Source organism: Bacillus cereus (assembly GCF_007678085.1).
Classification (GTDB): domain Bacteria; phylum Bacillota; class Bacilli; order Bacillales; family Bacillaceae_G; genus Bacillus_A; species Bacillus_A cereus_BE.
The window spans coordinates 66,840-83,983 of record NZ_VEDW01000007.1; the positions used below are offsets into that span (position 1 = coordinate 66,840).

Genomic DNA, 17,144 nt, shown 5'->3' on the forward strand with positions numbered 1-17,144 from the left:
TTATCCCTCAAAGAAATAACTTTCTGCTAATTCACGGACAGTCATTTGTTCTGTTTCATCGTTTAATTTTGCGATAATACTACGTTCAATTGCACGCATAACAGGAATATATACACCTAAATCACATGCGTCGATAATGCCACGAATACTTGCTGCCTCTTCACTTACACGTCCATCACGAGCTAAAGGCATAAGGTCGCTTGCAAATGCAACAAACTTTTCAATTGTTGCAACATCATTTAATTTTGATTCAGCTAATAATAGTTCTTTTAATGTATCACCTTGAATGTAAGGAACTTCAATAATAACGAAACGGTTTTTTAATGCTTCGTTTAGTTCACTTGTACCAACGTAACCTTCATTAATTGCCGCAATTACACGATACTCGTCATCACCGTATACAACTTCTTGTGTAAATGGATTAGTAATCATTTTACGGTAATCTAATGCACCGTGAAGAAGTGGTAACGTTTCAGGTTTTGCCATATTGATTTCATCAATATATAGGAAATGACCGGTCTTCATTGCTTTCATAAGAGGACCGTTAACGAATGTAACTTCAGATGCGCCATCTTTCGTTTGTAGTGTGTTGTATCCTAAAATACCTTCTACATCTAGGTCGACAGAACAGTTAATGCTATGCATTGGTTTTTGGAATAAAGAAGAAAGAGTTTCAGCTAGTACCGTTTTACCACTACCAGTCGGCCCTTTTAATAGAATGTTTTTACCAAGAAGAAGTGCTGTAATGGCATCTTCAATAATGCTGTTATCAGATGCTTTATATATTTTCTTTCCAATTAAATGTGCATTTTCACCAGCTTCTTGCTTATTCTTTTCGTGAATTGTAGAAAGCTGTTGTTTTAAATCAGCATGTATATGAAATTGTTCTAACATGTATTTCCCACCTAACATTATTTTCATAAAGTAATACATCTTATGATAACTTGTTTTAATATGGTATGCAAAGAAAAGGAAAGGGGAGAAATGCAAAAGAAAAAGCAATCAATATTATATTGATTGCTTACAGTAAAGGAGAAATGAGTCGCATGAAAGACTCTAATATTCGTTTTTTGATACTTCTTTTTTGGAATGCGTTCCATTTAATTTCAGTGGAATGATTAAAGTCATTTTCAAAATCACGTTTTATATCATGCACGGTTTCTGATTCATATAGTACGCTAATAAGTTCATAATTTAATTCAAAGCTACGTACGTCCATATTTGCTGTTCCAATTGTTGCGATTTTATCATCAACGAGTACAATTTTTGCATGCATAAAACCATCTTTATAACTATAAATGGAGGCACCAGCTTTTAAAAGTGGAGTGAAGTAGGATTGAGATGCTTGATCACTAATAATACTATCACTTTTACCAGGATATAAAATGCGTACATCTATGCCAGATATTGCACTTAAACGTAATAATGTTAAAGTTTCTTGATCTGGAATAAAGTATGGTGTAGCGATCCAAATCGATTTTTTTGCAGATCCCATAACAGCTAATAATGTATTGCGAATGCTTTTATCATCTGAGCTTGGTCCGCTTGCTACAATTTGCACAGCGCCTTCTGCACTTGAAATTTCTTTACCTGGGAAGTATTGTCTATTCATAAATTGATCCCAGGAATAAGTATTCAAACCACTAGATGCATAGAGCCAGTCCTCTAGAAAGATTGCTTGTAATTTATATAACGCTTTTCCTTCTATTTTTAAATGACTATCACGCCAAACGGGGAACTTCTTTGAACGGCCAAGGTATTCATCACCGACATTGAGACCTCCAGTAAAACCAATTTCTCCATCTACAATGACAATTTTACGATGGTTACGATAATTGACAGTTTCAAGTAACCAAGCTGAAAAAATAGGGTCAAATTCTACAATTTCAATACCAGCTTCTTTCATAGGTTGTAAAAATCGTCTTCTTAAAGTGTTACTTCCGAGGCCATCATAAAGGAAGCGTACAATAACACCGTCTTTTGCTTTTTTGATTAAAGCATCCCGAACTTTTGTACCAATCTCATCAGATTTATAAATATAGTATTGAATATGTATGTGATGTTTTGCTTGCTCGATAGCTTGCAAAATTTCTGAAAATGTTTGATCTCCATTTGTTAAAAGCTTTGTAGTTGTTCTATCTGCGGCAGGTCCGCCTCCAAATTTTTGTATAACTTTTGTTAAATGTGTAGAACGCTCATGTAAGGGGACTGTGAGTGATAATTCTACTCGTCTTCCTTCTAATATTTCACGGAATAATTTTCTTTGTTCTTCTGAACGATGGAGATGTTTTTTTCTTCTCCAACGGCTACGCCCGAAAATAGAGTATAAAAGCACACCTACAACGGGAAGAAGTGCTAATACTAAAAACCATGCTAAGGTGCTTTGTGGAGATCTATTTTCGATAAAAATAACGAAAGATATTCCTATGATGGTAAGAGACCATAATACACCGAAAAAGGTATATAGTGAGAGGATAGGCGTATCTAAAAGTAAGAGTACGATAGATACAATTATAAATACCAATAATAATTGAACGATAGGCTTCTTCATTGCTATAAAATTCCTCTAATCTTTCTTAAATATAGACTTCTTATATAAAAAGGTACAATCCGACATTCTTATTATAAAGTGTTTTGTTTTTTTTACAAAATATAGACATTTTCCTCATGCTTTCCGCATTTGTCCTACATACAGTATATTGTTACGTTATTAGCCCGCTATTTGCTGGTTAATAAACAGTGTAAGAGGGACAAAACTCTTTCCTCTTATATATAGGAAGAGAGATAACCATATTCTAGAATTGTAGCAGATGCATGATGAAGCCTAAGGTATGGTTATCCGTATTATACAGATTTTTTTTAATATAGGTTACCAGCTAGGCTCGTACTATTCATACAATACCTATTAAGATGAGAAAAGGGAAAAGGAGAGGGGAAACATGAATTATATAGACAATAATGGATTGTATTATCGTCATAATCATGGAGGACACCATCATAATGGCGGGCACCATCATAATGGCGGGCATAATCATCATGGTGGACACAATCATTATAATCACCACCATCACGGAGGCGGATGGGGCTGGGGTGGCGGATCATGGGGCGGTGGATTTTTCCCTGGAAGTTTTGCTGGAGGTGTGTTAGGTGGGCTTACAGCTGGCGCATTAACGGGTGCAGCAGGTGGAGGCTACTATCCAGCACCGTACCCAGTAACTTATCCAGTGCCATACCCAACTCCATATCCGGGTTATCAGCAAATAACATATCCGTATTAAACTAAAAAAAGAGGCTTTCCTCTTTTTTTAGTTTAATAAAGTATTTATTTATAAAATATTTCCAAAATAAAGGTGAAAATATGTTGATATTTTGTTATTGTAATTTTAAAACATATATACTAATTTAAATTTTTATATTCTTATTCGTGAATAGTTGTATAGAGCTAGTTATAAAGGTATGTAAGAGAATGAAGAAGCTATAATAAGGTAAGCTAATTATAGCGATAAGAAACAACTATTTATAATTGAAACGGTATTATATTGCTTTTTATTACAAATAATATTATGTTATTTTAATCGGCATATTTCAAAATGTGATTTATGTAAAGGACGATTATTAAGAAATGAAATGTCTCTATTTCTATGAAAAGAAACAAGTTGTGTTTTAGTCAGATAGGAAGCAAGGAGAGATGCGCATGCTAGAACAAAGAGGTCATGCATTATATGACTCTTCATTGCGAGATTTAAAGTTAGCATTAGATGAGTCTTCAATTGTTGCGATTACAGACCGAAATGGTCTTATTACATATGTAAATGATAAGTTTTGTGAAATATCTAAATATCCACGAGAAGAGTTAATAGGGAAAGATCATCGTATTTTAAATTCAGGACATCACCCGAAAACATTTTTTCAAGTTCTTTGGAAGCGTATTTTGAGCGGAAAAGTATGGAGAGGTGAGATTCGAAATCGAGCAAAAGATGGGACATGTTATTGGGTTAAAACAACAATTGTTCCATTTTTAAATGAAAAAGGAGAGCCATATCAATTTATTGCGATCCGAAATGATATTAGTAGTAGGAAAGAAGCGGAACAGAGGCTGCGGTTAAGCGAGAGTCGTTATAGGGAACTTGCGTATCATGATGCTTTAACGAGTTTGCCAAACCGACTACAGTTAATAACGACTGTCAACGAGATGATTGCAGGCAAAAAAGAATTTGGTATGATTTATTTTGATTTGGATCGTTTTAAATTTGTAAATGACACGTTAGGTCATATGATAGGGGATTTACTTTTAAGCGAAGTTGCTTCACGGTTGCATTATGTGCTAGGAGAGAAAGATGTTCTGGCTAGGCTGGGTGGCGACGAATTTGTGCTGTTAACAAAAAATCATACGCAAGATGAAATGAGGCAGTTAGCGACATCTGTGTTGTCGTGTTTTCAGGTACCATTCATGCTTGAAGGGCATGAAGTATACATTTCAGCTAGTCTAGGACTTTGCTCATATCCGCAAGACGGACAAGATGTGGAAACGCTATTGAAAAATTCGGATTTAGCTATGTACAGTGCGAAAGAACAAGGTAGAAATGCGGCGTGTTTCTTTACAGATGAGTTACGTGCGAAAATAAATCGTAGAATGAAAATTGAATTTGCTTTGCAAAAGGCAATTCGTGATGAAGAGTTAGATGTGGCGCTGCAGCCTATTATTGATTTGAAAACGAAGAGATATACTGGTATTGAGGCTTTAGCACGTTGTTCGACAGAAGAGGGACCGATTTCGCCAGGCGAATTTATTCCAGTAGCTGAAGAATCTGGACTTATTATAAAATTAGGGGACTGGGTATTAGAAAAGTCATGTCGTTTGTTTAAAACATTGCCAGAGTATCAAGACGGACTAAAATTATCTGTGAATTTATCTATACAACAATTAATGCAAAAGCGCTTTATTTTATCTGTACGTAGCATTTTAAGGAGAACGGGCTTTCCACCGAATCGTTTAATTTTAGAAATAACGGAAAGCATTGCTGTTCGTCATTTTGATTATATTATTGCTACATTACAAGAATTAAGAAATATGGGTATTTTAATTGCTTTAGATGACTTCGGAACGGGCTATTCTTCCTTATATTATTTAAAACAACTACCACTGGATATAGTAAAAATTGATCGTAACTTTATTCGTGAATTTCATTATGATCATGCACAGCCAGAGCGAACGATTGTAAAATCTGTTATTGAAATTGCCCATAGTTTAAATTTAGCAGTAGTTGCTGAAGGGGTAGAAACAGTAGAGCAAGAAAGTTTATTACAATCTATGGGTTGTGATTATGTACAAGGATTTTATTATGCGAAACCTTTATCTGTAGGAGAGTTAAAAGAAAAGTTAATTACAGATTTTGAATAAAAAAGAGAAGCTGGTAGCTTCTCTTTTTTAATTTATTTTTTTTGAGTTTTTCATTAGTACTGGATAAAGAATAAGACCTAATACGAATAATCCGATTCCTAAGAAGAACGTTTTTAAATCAGCGGTTCCGGTTTTGATAACCCAAATAGAGTATACAAATGCTAATGTAGTAATGATGCCGTCCTTTATTCGAGAGCCAGGCATTATATCATACGTTTCTCCTGTAATAACCAATTTGAATTGGTACAGCGTAGAAACAAGGTATGGAATTAAATAAGCTAATGTTGCTACAACGATAGCGAAATTATAAGCTTCTGACACGGTACCAGAAATCGTTGAGAACAAGAAAATTTGCGTCATCACATTTGTAATAAATAATGATTTTGAGGGACTACCTTTTTTATTTGTTTTCGCGAAGAATTTAGGGAAAAGTCCATTCTTTGCTGCCTGGTAAGGTACTTCTGAACTAACAACGATCCAGCCAACTGTAGATCCAAATAAAGATACAAGTGCAAGTAAAGCCATGATATAGGCACCTTTATTGCCAATTGCTAAATTTAACGCGTCTACTAATGGTTTTTGAGATTCTTTTAAAGCATCTTGTGAGAGAGCTCCCATTGTAAGTAGAGTAATTGACATGTAAATAAGAAGAGCGATAATTAATCCGAAAATGGTAGCTTTTTTTACATCACGTTGAGATTTTGCACGGTTAGAAAGCATTACAGCAGATTCAATACCGATAAATGCCCAAAGTGTTGCGATAGCAGCTGAATTGATTTGTCCACCTAACGAAATGGATTGTCCCGCTTCATTCATAAATGTTTGACCGTCTCCGAAATTAGAGGCATTGAAAATGAATAATGTGATTACAATAAACATTGTAAATCCGATAATCTTTGCAATGGTAGCAAGAAGATTCATATTTCCAGCTCGGTCAATATTTTGAGAAAGAATATATTGAATTCCCCATAACATAAGGCTACATACGAGGAAAGTTAATCCTTTTCCGAGTTCTAGTGAAAATCCGTTCGTTGAAAAGAGAATTTGCTTACTTTGTAAAACTGGAAAGAATGTTGATAAATATCCAGCGAAGGAAATAATAACAGATGCTGTTGCAGCCCAGTTCGCAGCCCAATATCCCCATGCCATACTGTATCCTGCAACTTTTCCCGCTTTTTTTGAAGGGAACATTGCTTGAGCGTAACTTTGTGGTCCTGCTTTTAATTCTGGTTTTCGAATTGCTAAATTTCCAAATACGAGTGCAATCATAAATACGCCAAGACCTGTAATACTCCAAGCAAGTGTAGAACCCATTGGACCTGATACTTGTGCTAAATTTGCTGGGAGCATAAATACGCCACCGCCAACCATATTTCCGATCACAAAAGCTGTTAAAATCCATAATCCCCATTTTTTCGTTTCCATTTTTGTTAACTCCTTTGTAGTAAGTTTTGCTTAAACATCATTTTTTACTAGCTTTTTGGCAATAAAAAAAGAGCCATGTAGATAAAAAATACCTACATGGCTCTTCGCCAAAGCGTAGGTACAACGGGAATAACCCTTGTACCTACGCGTAATTTTTCCGCTAGGTTTCAAGGGTTACGTATGATGATGATGTTTTTGTGCAAATGTAACTACAATTGTTGTATAAGTAAGCATAGTTCTTTGCTCCCTTTCTCCTCTGATTTTGAAGTTAGTATACTACATGTTTTTTTGAATGGAAAGAAAAATATAAAAATTTTTATAAAAATACGTTTTAGAGATTAAATATTTACCTGTATTTTTCCTATACTGGAAAATAAGTGAGAGATTGGCAGAAGAGTGTAGCATGGTATAATACATATAGAATTAGAAGGTGACAAGGGGCTATTGTAGATGATGAGTAAGTATGAACAAATTTATACAGCAATCAGCAAGTCTATTGATAATAAACAATTAAAAGAGGGATGCAAAATCCCATCAGAAACTGAATTAATGAAGCAGTATGAGGCGAGCCGCGGTACGGTAAGAAAAGCTGTAGATTTATTACAAGAGCGTGGATATGTTCAAAAAATACATGGAAAAGGTGTCTTCGTTTTAAAGCGAAAAAACATTGAATTTAACTTTGGTGGTATTGTAAGCTTCCAAGAAGAAAATGAACGTTTAGGACGCCATTGTATTACAGAAGTCGTGGAAATGGAGAAAGTAAAAGCGACAAAAGAGGTTGCAAAGCTATTAAATGTGAAAGAGAAAACAGAAATAGATTATATTAAACGTGTACGAAATATTGATGGAGAAAAAGTAATTTTGGATATTAATCATTTTGTATCGGAATATATTCCTGGATTAACCAGTGAAATTGCAGCGGAGTCCATTTATAAATACATTGAGAAAGAACTAGGTCTTCATATTAGTTACTCACAGAGGGTAATTGAAGTGCAGCCATGTACAGAGGACGATAGAAAGTATTTAGATCTAAATGGAACAGACTATGTTGTCGTTGTGAAAAATTTTACGCATTTTTATGATGGAAGTCAGTTCGAATATACAGAATCACGCCACCGTTTAGATATTTTTCATTTTTCCGATGTGGCGCGGAGAAAATAAGGAGATGGAACGTAATAACGTTTCATCTCTTTTTTTTATAAAAAAATCACAAACTCGTATATACGAGTGTTGACTAACTTATATATACGAGTTAATATGTAATTGTAAACGGTATCAAAAAAAGAAAAGAGGGACGGGAATATGGGGAAAGACTATCGTAAAACAGCAGAGGAAGTGTTGCAGTATATTGGTGGAAAAGACAATATTGAACAAGCTGCACACTGTGTAACGAGACTCCGTATCGCTTTAAAAGATGAAAGTAAAATAGATAACGATAAATTACAATCTGTTTCATTAGTGAAAGGAGCGTTTCATAACGCTGGGGTATTTCAAATTGTAATCGGTCCAGGAGATGTTGATCGAGTGTATGCAGAATTGATAACGCTTGCAGGTATGAAGGAAGCGACAGTAGCTGACGTGAAAGACTCTGGAAACCACAAATTAAATCCAGCTCAAAAGTTTGTAAAAGTATTTTCAGATGTATTTATGCCGATATTACCAGCAATCGTAACAGCTGGTTTACTAATGGGAATTAACAATCTATTAGGGGCAAAGGACTTATTTTTTGAAGGTAAAAATTTATTAGATGTCTATCCAAACTTAAGTGGGCTTTGGGATTTAATTAATATGATGGCAAATACAGCATTCGTATTCTTACCAGCACTTGTCGGTTGGTCAGCAACGAAGCGTTTTGGTGGTAGTCCGATATTAGGGATTGTTATGGGATTAATGCTTGTGCATCCAGCCTTGTTAAACGCGTGGGATTATGGAAAAGCAGCGACTGGTTTAGATGGACAAAAGATTGAGTACTTCGATATTTTAGGATTATTTCAAATTGAAAAGGTAGGGTATCAAGGTCAAATCTTACCGGTTTTAGTAGCAGCATTTGTATTAAGTAAAGTGGAAATCTTCTTAAAGAAACATGTACCAAATGCAATTCAATTATTAGTTGTACCAATTACAACGATTGTCGTAACAGGTGTGTTAGCATTAGGAATTATTGGTCCAATTACACGTCATATTGGAGATTTATTAACAGCTGGATTAGTAGGTGTATATGAAACTGTGCCAGTAGTTGGAGCAGTATTGTTTGGAGCATTATATGCACCGCTTGTAATTACAGGTATGCATCATATGTTTATTGCTATCGACTTACAATTAATTGCACAGCACGGTGGTACATTCATTTGGCCAATGATTGCTCTTTCTAACATTGCGCAAGGTAGTGCAGCACTTGCAATGTTCTGGATTTCTAAAAATCAAAATGATAAAAGCATGGCATCGACATCAGCGATTTCAGCATATTTCGGTATTACAGAGCCAGCTATGTTTGGTGTGAACTTACGAAATAAATTCCCATTCTATGCAGCAATTATAGGATCGGCTGTGGCAGCGATATTTATTACGTTAAATGGTGTATTAGCACCTGCTATCGGAATTGGCGGATTACCAGCATTTATTTCTATCATTCCGAAATCGATTCCAATGTTTATTGTAGGAATGGTTATCGCAGTTGTAATCCCGTTTACGTTAACGTGGTTATTTGCAAAACGAGTAAAACAGAAGTAGGAGGAAGTTAAACATGAAGGATTGGCATAAAAGTGTAGTTTATCAAATTTATCCGAAGAGCTTTAATAGCTATTACAATAAAGAAACCGGTGATATAAAAGGGGTTACAGAAAAACTAGATTATTTAAAAGAACTCGGAGTAGATTATATTTGGTTAACACCGATATACCAATCGCCACAAAATGATAATGGATATGATGTAAGTGATTACTACAGTATTGATCCATCTTACGGAACGATGGAAGAGTTTGAAGAGCTTTTAGAAGAAGCAAAGGCACGTAACATTGAAATTATGCTGGATATCGTTGTAAATCATAGTTCGACGGAGCATAAGTGGTTTAAAGAAGCGAAGGAAGATAAAAATAGTCCATATCGTAATTACTATATTTGGCGTGATGAAAAAAATAATTGGCAATCCAAGTTTGGTGGGTCTGCTTGGAAATATGATGAGAAGACAGAGCAATATTTTTTACATCTATTTGATGAGACGCAAGCTGATTTAAATTGGGAAAATGAAAAACTGCGTGAAGAAGTATATGATATGATGCGTTTTTGGCTAGATAAAGGGGTAACTGGATTCCGATTAGATGTTATTAATTTAATTTCAAAAGATCAACAGTTTTTAAACGATGACGGAAGCACGGCGACGAGCGATGGTCGTAAATATTATACAGATGGCCCGCGCGTTCATGAATATTTACAAGAGATGAACCGGAATGTTTTTGAAGGGAAAGATGTAATTACAGTTGGAGAGATGTCATCTACAACAATTGATAATTGTATTAAATATTCAAACCCTGAGCGCAATGAATTAAGTATGACGTTTAGTTTTCATCATTTAAAAGTAGATTATCCGAATGGAGATAAGTGGACGAAAGCGGATTTTGATTTCATTAAATTAAAAGAGATTATGTCTAATTGGCAAATTGAAATGCAAAAGGGCGGGGGATGGAATGCGTTATTTTGGTGTAATCATGACCAGCCTCGTATTGTGTCACGCTTCGGTGATGATAGAACGTACCGAAATGAATCTGCGAAAATGTTAGCGACAGCTATGCATATGTTGCAGGGCACACCTTACATTTATCAAGGCGAAGAAATCGGTATGACAAATCCTAAATTCGAATCCATCGAGCAATATCGCGATGTGGAATCGTTAAATATATACGATATCAAGCGAGAAGAAGGACTATCAAAAGAAGAGATTATCGGGATTTTAAAACAAAAATCTCGTGACAACTCCCGTACTCCGATGCAGTGGAATGAAGAGGTGAACGGTGGTTTTACAACAAGCACACCTTGGATTTCAGTGGCTGAAAACTTTACAGAAATAAATGTAGAGAAGGCATTAGAAGATAAAGATTCTGTATTTTATCATTATAAAAAACTAATCCAGCTAAGAAAAACATATGATGTTATTACAGAAGGAGAATATGCTATTTTAGATGAAAATCATGCTAAGGTTTGGGCATATACTCGTACTACAGAGAATGAAGTACTACTCGTTATAAATAACTTCTACGGAGAAGGAATAACGTATTCTGTACCATCTCATGTTCAATTAGATGAAATGAAGCAAGAAGTATTATTGTCAAACTATAAAGACTCAAGCAAGGATATTACAAATCTCAACTTAAGACCATATGAATCAATTGTCTATCGATATACGAAATAAAAGGTTGTATGCCCACGCGGCATACAACCTTTTTATTTTAAGACACCGCTATATAAAATATTTACGTCTACTTCTGATTTGAATTTTACTTTTGCATAATCTTTATTCCAATTTTTTTTCTTCCATAAGTCAGGATGATATGCGATAAGGTGTCTACCAATTCCGAAAGCATCACAATTTGCCTTTTGTAAATTTTTCGTTATTTTTTTAGCTTCTTTCGTAAGCTGTTTAGACAGTTCTTTATTTAGTTTTTTTCTTTCATCCATTTTGTAAAGATTATCTCTCGGAGCTTCAAGTGCTATTACTTTTAGTTGTAGCTTAATGTGAGCATAAACATTTCCTTTTTTATCTGTCGTTATTTTTAAGTCTCGTTTTAATTTCCGATTGCTAATTTCCATTGTTAAATAATCAGATGTCTTCTCTGATTCATCGCTAGTAAGTTTTTGGGTTATACGGGCACTTGTTCCCATTTTTCCGGTTAATAACACGAATAAAACAGATTGTTTCAAAGGTAAATGCCCAGTTAATTTATCATTGTTAAATAAAGCTAACCCGTTTGTAACTACTTCTTTTCCTTTTATTTTTATAGAAGGGAGGGTAAAGTCTTTACCGGGATCTAACATTTTTGTAGCAGCTGTTTCTAAAGTTTCTTTTGGAAATACACTCATATCTTCTAAGCTTTTCACTTTTTTCTTTAAAAAATCTCCAATTAATAAATTTCCTACTTTCTTTTTTTCGAGTACCTCGGACGTTTCGCCATCAACTGCAATAAGCTTTACTAAAGCAGTTGGATTTGTTGGGTCCCGAAAACTGACATCTAAATAGGGTAGTATACCTTTTTTTAGAATTTTGGTTCCTAGTAATTGAACACCATACTTAAAATAGCGAATATTTCCAGTCACATTTTTTTTTAGGGCATCGCTTGTATCCCTTATGTTATGCCCGGTTGCTGAATGTATTTCATTCTCGAATGAAGATTGTTCTCCGTTTGAACTTTTTACGAGCTCGATTGTTTGCTGGAGTTTATTCTCTTCTGTAATATCTGATCCAATACTATAAGCTAATCTCGCTTCTCTTAATGGTTCTTGATCCCAACAGCCAGAAAGGAGGGAACTAGTACATAATATAAAAAGTAATTTAACTCTTTTTTGGAACATATTGTTCTCCTTTCTTCTTTCTTATTACTGAATAAAGTAGAAATAAAAGAGGGAGGACAACGATGAAAGTATAGGTGAACTTATCAGTGAAAGTTGCAATTACTTTTAATTCTTCAGGTGTATCTATAAATAAGGCTACACTAAAAGCAATAATACCAACGATTGGAACAGCTTTTTTATGATTAGCAAGATTGAATATATGTCTAATTCCGATTGAAGCAGCGTAATAATAACTCGCAATAGAAGCTACAACAGTTATCATCCAAATTGGTATGAATAGTAAATCAGTTCGATCTATAATCCCGATATGTAAGGAACGTAATAAGTAAGCAACTGGTTCTGGGATAAGTTCAATTTGTTTTGGACTAAATACGATAAAGCAAATCCAAACAGTAAAAGCATAAAAGAGAGTCACAAATCCATTAGCGATAGAAATTGCCTTCAGTTTTGCCACAGAACTCCCATTTACTTTAGGAAATGCGATGAGAAAGATTTCAAAACCATACATAGCTGTAATTGTTTCTTTCGATGCTTGAATAATATTCCACCATCCAGCCTCTGTAATGGGAAAAATATAAGAAAAATCAGCTCGGGAAAGCCCTAGGGCAATTAAAAGCGCCATAGGTAAAATGAGAATAGAGGTCATGACATAAAATCGTACGATGACTTTAAACGTATTATAAGCTACATAACAACAAGCTATTGTAAATAGCATGAGAATGGCATACCACGGAGTTGCTTGTAATATCCAAACTTTAATGACATTACAAACATTTAACATGACCGTCATACCGATAAGGATAAAATAAAAAACATAAGCAAAACCTAATAGTTTTCCAAACTTATTACCAAATAGCATACAAACACTCTCATACATATCTGCATCAGGAAATCGTTTTAAGAAAAGCCACATAAGTAAAATGATAAGTTGAATTGCCAATCCAGCGATGAGTGCAGAAATCCAGCCACCACCTTTTGCTATCGGATGAAGCCGGTTAGGTAGAGATAGTATACCGACTCCAATTTGGCATTGAATAACGAAAAAGGTAAATTGAACAAGTGAAATTTTACTTTGCGTGTTTGTCACCGTCCTCATCCTCTCTCGTTACATGTTGGCGTTGCATTTTTTTCGGTTTTGGATCATGTGGTCGTTCCCAAAATGACCAAATTGGTAGTCTTACAAATGAATCTTTCATATCTTTAATCCGCATCGGGGCAACAGGAGAAAGATATGGTGTATGAAATGAATGAAGCTGACATAAGTGAACGAAAGTTATAATGAGACCGAATGATATTCCTACATATCCGAATATAGCAGCAAGGAGCATTAATGGAAAACGAAGAATCCGAACTGCTGAACTCATATCATTTGATGGAACGAGAAAAGATGAGATTGCAGTTAAAGCTACTACGATGATCATCGTATAAGAAACGAGCCCAGCTTTTACAATTGCATCCCCAATTACTAAACCGCCTACGATACCGATTGTTTGTCCAACACGGCTCGGCAAGCGAATACCAGCTTCTCGTAATAACTCGAAAATTAACTCCATTAAGAGAGCTTCAAAAATAGGAGGAAGCGGTACTTTCTCTAACGAAGCTTTAATCGTATACACAAGTTCGAGCGGCAACACATCGGGATGAAATGCGACAGTTGCAATATATAAAGCTGGCAAGAGAAAGGCAATTAAAAAACTTACTAAGCGAATCATTCGGACGAAAGAACCGACAATCCAACGGTTATTATAATCATCTGGTGATTGATAAAAAGCGAATAACGTAACAGGTACGATGAGCGTTGTTGGATCTCCGTCAGATAAAATGGCAACACGTCCTTCCATTAAATTAGCAACAGTTCTATCTGGACGCTCTGTATTTAATTGCTGCGGAAATGGCGAGAAAGACGTATCCTCTATAAATTCTTGTATGTATCCTGGTGACATAAGTGCATCCGTTTTAATCTTTTCTAATCTTCTTTTCACTTCTGTAACTAAATCGTCATTCGCTATATTTTGCATATAAGCAATTGCCACTTTCGTGTGCATTTCTTCACCGATTGTAAAATACTTAACAACTAAATTTGGACTCTTAATGAGTTTACGAATAGAGCTTAAATTAGTTGCTAGATCCTCTACAAAACCAGTATGTGGACCGCGCACAATCCCTTCATTATCAGGCTCCGCTATATCTCTCTTTAAAGATAAAGCTGTTTCGAAAATACAAAAACTATCGACATGTTCATGAAAATATAAGGATTTACCTTGTAATAAGAGTTGTACCCCATAATTTAAATTCGTTTCTTTTTTCATATTTAACGTAGAAAAAGCTTTATCTAAAGACAAATCCGACCGCGTTAATAATGGTTCAAGAGCTAATTGATGAATTAGATTTGGATCTGCTAAAGATTCAATATATATGATCGTTCCTTTTCCGTTTTGAAAAGGGACATCTAATTTTTTTATATCATCTGAGTGGCAGAGCTTATTTTCAATGTAATTCATATTTTCCGGAAGTGATGGAAACATATGCTTTTGGTTTTTACTCTCTTGTTGTTCTTTTTGCTCTGTCATAATTTCCACCCCTTTTAGAATAAAGTTACTTCTGTTAATTTTTGTTGTTTGTGAGAAATTTATGCTTGGATTATTTAGAAAAAGTAGGGGAACAGAAAGAAAGGATATATTTGAGATATTAATATATATCTTTTGTACTATAGGGTGGTAAACCTAGCGGTATGTATAATTACATCATTCGATGAATAGGAAATTTAAGAAAAGCGATTTATAATACTAGTATTGTGTCTTGCCTTTTTAGGTACAGTACACAGCCGGTGATTGGCTAGTGGAGGTTCTTCCATTTTGCCAGTGCCGGTTTTTTATTGGATAATAGAGAAAATGAAGTTTTATAAAGAAAGAAGGGGTTGTTTTGAAGGATGTAAATTCTATCTTTATGAGAGAAAAGATTGCTAGTTCTTATCTTTATTTCATTTCTTTTCTTGGTTTGATTACTATAACTATATCTTTACTTGAAATTAAAATCCCTTCTTATCCAACGATATTAATATTATTATTAATATTTATGGGGATTGCAGAGTATTTTCCTGTACGATTTTGGAGAGGAACTAGCTCGCTTACCTTTCCGATAATTTACGCTATGAGTTGGCAGTTTGGAATCCATATAACTATTATTGCTATTGTACTCGTAACACTAATTATTCATCTGCATCGTCGTTCGCCGATACAAAGAATGTTATTTAATAGTACTCAGCATGCGCTTAGTTTAATCTTGGCCCAATGGTTTTCAAATAAATGTATGTCCTTATTAATTAACAAGATAGATATGTCAGTTCTATATGAAAATTTAATATCTTTGTTATTATTTTGCGTGTTTTTTTGTTTTTTCAACAACCGCTTTTACGATTTGTTAATGATACTCCTTCCACAACCATATTCAATCTATCAGTGGTATAAAAAAACTGTAACTGTATTTCTTTGCGAAACTTTTGGTTTCTCTTATGCAGCACTGATGCATGTATTAATTAGTACATATAGTGTGGAAGTAAACGAGCTTACAGTACTGTTTTTCTTTTTTCCACTTGTAGCAGCTTCAATTATTAGTTCTTTTTCTGTACGGATAAGGATGGAGAAGGAACGATTATATGAGTTATTTCTTATTACGACCGAAATTAGTCGAGGATTAACTGGAGGAAACTTGAAGCATATTAAACAAGCACTTAAAGGTTTTTTTGGTATACAAGCATATGTAATATGGACAAAAGATGATGGGAACTGGAATATTCTATTAAAAGATGGAAAAGTACGCCCTCATATTTCTGATGATTCAGAAAAAACAAAGGTGTTTGAGGAACTTTCTAAAAATCTTGTATTTAATGATTGGGAAATTGGTACGGCTCCTGGAGATGAAATATTTGATAGTGTCATACGCTCACTTGTATATTTTCCTCTTATAGTAAATGATGAACTAGTCGGAATGTTTGTTGCAGGGAAAAGTAGAAATGCGGGTTTCTTTCCGGAAGATGTACAGTCGTTAGCTACATTTTCTAACCAATTAGCTAACGTAGTTAAAACAAGGATATTAATTTCTGAACAGGAAAAAAGAATGATCTTAGAAGAAAGAAATAGAATTGCCCGTGAAATTCACGATGGTATTGCGCAAACATTAGCCGGGGTGATATTCCAACTAGAATCCGCACAGAAAAAATACCGTGATAACCCAATAGATATGCAGCAAGTAGTAGAGAAAAGTATAAAAGATTTAAGAAGAAGCTTAGGGGAAGTTCGCTATTCTATTTATGCTTTAAAACCATATCCGACACAACAATTAGGACTTAAGCAGGCGATAGCGAGTAAAATAAAATCTTTAAAACAAGAATACGAACTAGATATTACATATCATGAAAGAGGTCATGTACGTGCGCTTAGTTTTTCAAAAGAAAGGGTTATTTTTGATACATTACAAGAGAGTTTGCAAAACATTGTAAAACATGCAAAAGCAGAAAAGGCTGATGTTTTACTCAGCTATCAAAGTGAGCACATACTTTTAAGAGTTAAGGATAATGGAGTTGGTTTTTCATTATTTGAGTCTATGGTTAAAACGAAGAATGAGCCACATTATGGTATATTACATATGAATGAACAAGCTGAACAATTAGGGGCTACTTTACAGATTGATAGTTCTGTAGGGAAAGGGACAGAAATTACACTGTTAATTCCAGATTCACAAACAAGGGGTGCGTAAA

12 protein-coding genes are annotated in these 17,144 nt (G+C 34.7%); 6 read left to right on the forward strand and 6 right to left on the reverse strand.

From position 1 onward, the window contains the following. Positions 1-894 (reverse strand): ATP-binding protein, encoded by an 894-nt coding sequence (locus tag FS742_RS24655; RefSeq protein WP_144615752.1) that lies wholly within the window; start codon positions 892-894, stop codon positions 1-3. Between the two features lie 127 nt (positions 895-1,021). Continuing rightward, on the reverse strand, positions 1,022-2,551 hold the full coding sequence (locus FS742_RS24660) for a cardiolipin synthase (RefSeq protein WP_144615754.1): 1,530 nt from the start codon (positions 2,549-2,551) through the stop codon (positions 1,022-1,024). A gap of 388 nt (positions 2,552-2,939) precedes the next feature. Between FS742_RS24660 and FS742_RS24665 the strand changes: the two genes are divergently transcribed. Both FS742_RS24665 and FS742_RS24670 read left to right on the forward strand, forming a co-directional pair. Next, positions 2,940-3,278 carry a cobalt transporter gene (locus FS742_RS24665; RefSeq protein WP_144615756.1) on the forward strand — a complete coding sequence of 113 codons (339 nt, stop codon included), beginning with the start codon at positions 2,940-2,942 and terminating at the stop codon, positions 3,276-3,278. A 416-nt stretch (positions 3,279-3,694) separates the two neighbouring features. Next, positions 3,695-5,401: a putative bifunctional diguanylate cyclase/phosphodiesterase gene (locus tag FS742_RS24670; protein WP_144615757.1), complete on the forward strand. Its 1,707-nt coding sequence runs from the start codon at positions 3,695-3,697 to the stop codon at positions 5,399-5,401. A gap of 27 nt (positions 5,402-5,428) precedes the next feature. Here FS742_RS24670 and FS742_RS24675 read toward each other — a convergent pair whose 3' ends face one another. Then, the gene (locus FS742_RS24675; protein ID WP_144615759.1) at positions 5,429-6,826 is read right to left on the reverse strand and encodes an amino acid permease; all 1,398 of its coding nucleotides are present in this window, start codon (positions 6,824-6,826) and stop codon (positions 5,429-5,431) included. Positions 6,827-7,276: 450 nt separating this feature from the next. Here FS742_RS24675 and treR point away from each other — a divergent pair, with 450 nt between their 5' ends. From treR to treC, 3 genes are all read left to right on the forward strand, one after another. Beyond that, positions 7,277-7,987, forward strand: coding sequence for a trehalose operon repressor (gene treR / locus FS742_RS24680; protein WP_144615760.1), 711 nt, complete (start codon positions 7,277-7,279; stop codon positions 7,985-7,987). A gap of 141 nt (positions 7,988-8,128) precedes the next feature. Continuing rightward, positions 8,129-9,556 (forward strand): PTS system trehalose-specific EIIBC component, encoded by a 1,428-nt coding sequence (gene treP / locus FS742_RS24685; RefSeq protein WP_144615762.1) that lies wholly within the window; start codon positions 8,129-8,131, stop codon positions 9,554-9,556. Between the two features lie 13 nt (positions 9,557-9,569). After that, entirely contained in the window at positions 9,570-11,231 is a 1,662-nt protein-coding gene (gene treC / locus FS742_RS24690) for an alpha,alpha-phosphotrehalase (protein WP_144615764.1), read from the forward strand. A gap of 32 nt (positions 11,232-11,263) precedes the next feature. Here the strand turns inward: treC and gerKC are convergent, their stop codons facing one another. Genes gerKC through gerKA form a run of 3 tightly spaced genes read right to left on the reverse strand, consistent with a single transcriptional unit; the run spans position 11,264 to position 14,958 of the window. Then, the gene (gene gerKC / locus FS742_RS24695) at positions 11,264-12,388 is read right to left on the reverse strand and encodes a spore germination protein GerKC (protein ID WP_087955432.1); all 1,125 of its coding nucleotides are present in this window, start codon (positions 12,386-12,388) and stop codon (positions 11,264-11,266) included. Continuing rightward, complete coding sequence (locus FS742_RS24700) at positions 12,369-13,475, reverse strand: GerAB/ArcD/ProY family transporter (RefSeq protein ID WP_087955431.1); 1,107 nt, start codon at positions 13,473-13,475, stop codon at positions 12,369-12,371. Before FS742_RS24700 ends, gerKC begins: the two co-directional genes overlap by 20 nt. After that, a complete protein-coding gene (gene gerKA / locus FS742_RS24705) occupies positions 13,456-14,958 on the reverse strand; it encodes a spore germination protein GerKA (protein ID WP_144615766.1) in 1,503 nt (500 codons plus the stop codon). Before gerKA ends, FS742_RS24700 begins: the two co-directional genes overlap by 20 nt. Before the next feature lie 352 nt (positions 14,959-15,310). Between gerKA and FS742_RS24710 the strand changes: the two genes are divergently transcribed. Then, a complete protein-coding gene (locus tag FS742_RS24710; protein ID WP_144615768.1) occupies positions 15,311-17,143 on the forward strand; it encodes a GAF domain-containing sensor histidine kinase in 1,833 nt (610 codons plus the stop codon). Position 17,144: the final 1 nt, after the last annotated feature.

Excerpts from the sequence above, each read along its gene's own strand:
- FS742_RS24665 (WP_144615756.1), top strand. The coding sequence starts at position 2,940 with ATGAATTATATAGACAATAATGGATTGTATTATCGTCATAATCATGGA.
- treP (WP_144615762.1), top strand. The coding sequence starts at position 8,129 with ATGGGGAAAGACTATCGTAAAACAGCAGAGGAAGTGTTGCAGTATATT.
- treC (WP_144615764.1), top strand. The coding sequence starts at position 9,570 with ATGAAGGATTGGCATAAAAGTGTAGTTTATCAAATTTATCCGAAGAGC.
- treR (WP_144615760.1), top strand. The coding sequence starts at position 7,277 with ATGATGAGTAAGTATGAACAAATTTATACAGCAATCAGCAAGTCTATT.
- FS742_RS24660 (WP_144615754.1), bottom strand. The coding sequence starts at position 2,551 with ATGAAGAAGCCTATCGTTCAATTATTATTGGTATTTATAATTGTATCT.
- FS742_RS24670 (WP_144615757.1), top strand. The coding sequence starts at position 3,695 with ATGCTAGAACAAAGAGGTCATGCATTATATGACTCTTCATTGCGAGAT.
- FS742_RS24675 (WP_144615759.1), bottom strand. The coding sequence starts at position 6,826 with ATGGAAACGAAAAAATGGGGATTATGGATTTTAACAGCTTTTGTGATC.
- FS742_RS24655 (WP_144615752.1), bottom strand. The coding sequence starts at position 894 with ATGTTAGAACAATTTCATATACATGCTGATTTAAAACAACAGCTTTCT.
- gerKA (WP_144615766.1), bottom strand. The coding sequence starts at position 14,958 with ATGACAGAGCAAAAAGAACAACAAGAGAGTAAAAACCAAAAGCATATG.
- gerKC (WP_087955432.1), bottom strand. The coding sequence starts at position 12,388 with ATGTTCCAAAAAAGAGTTAAATTACTTTTTATATTATGTACTAGTTCC.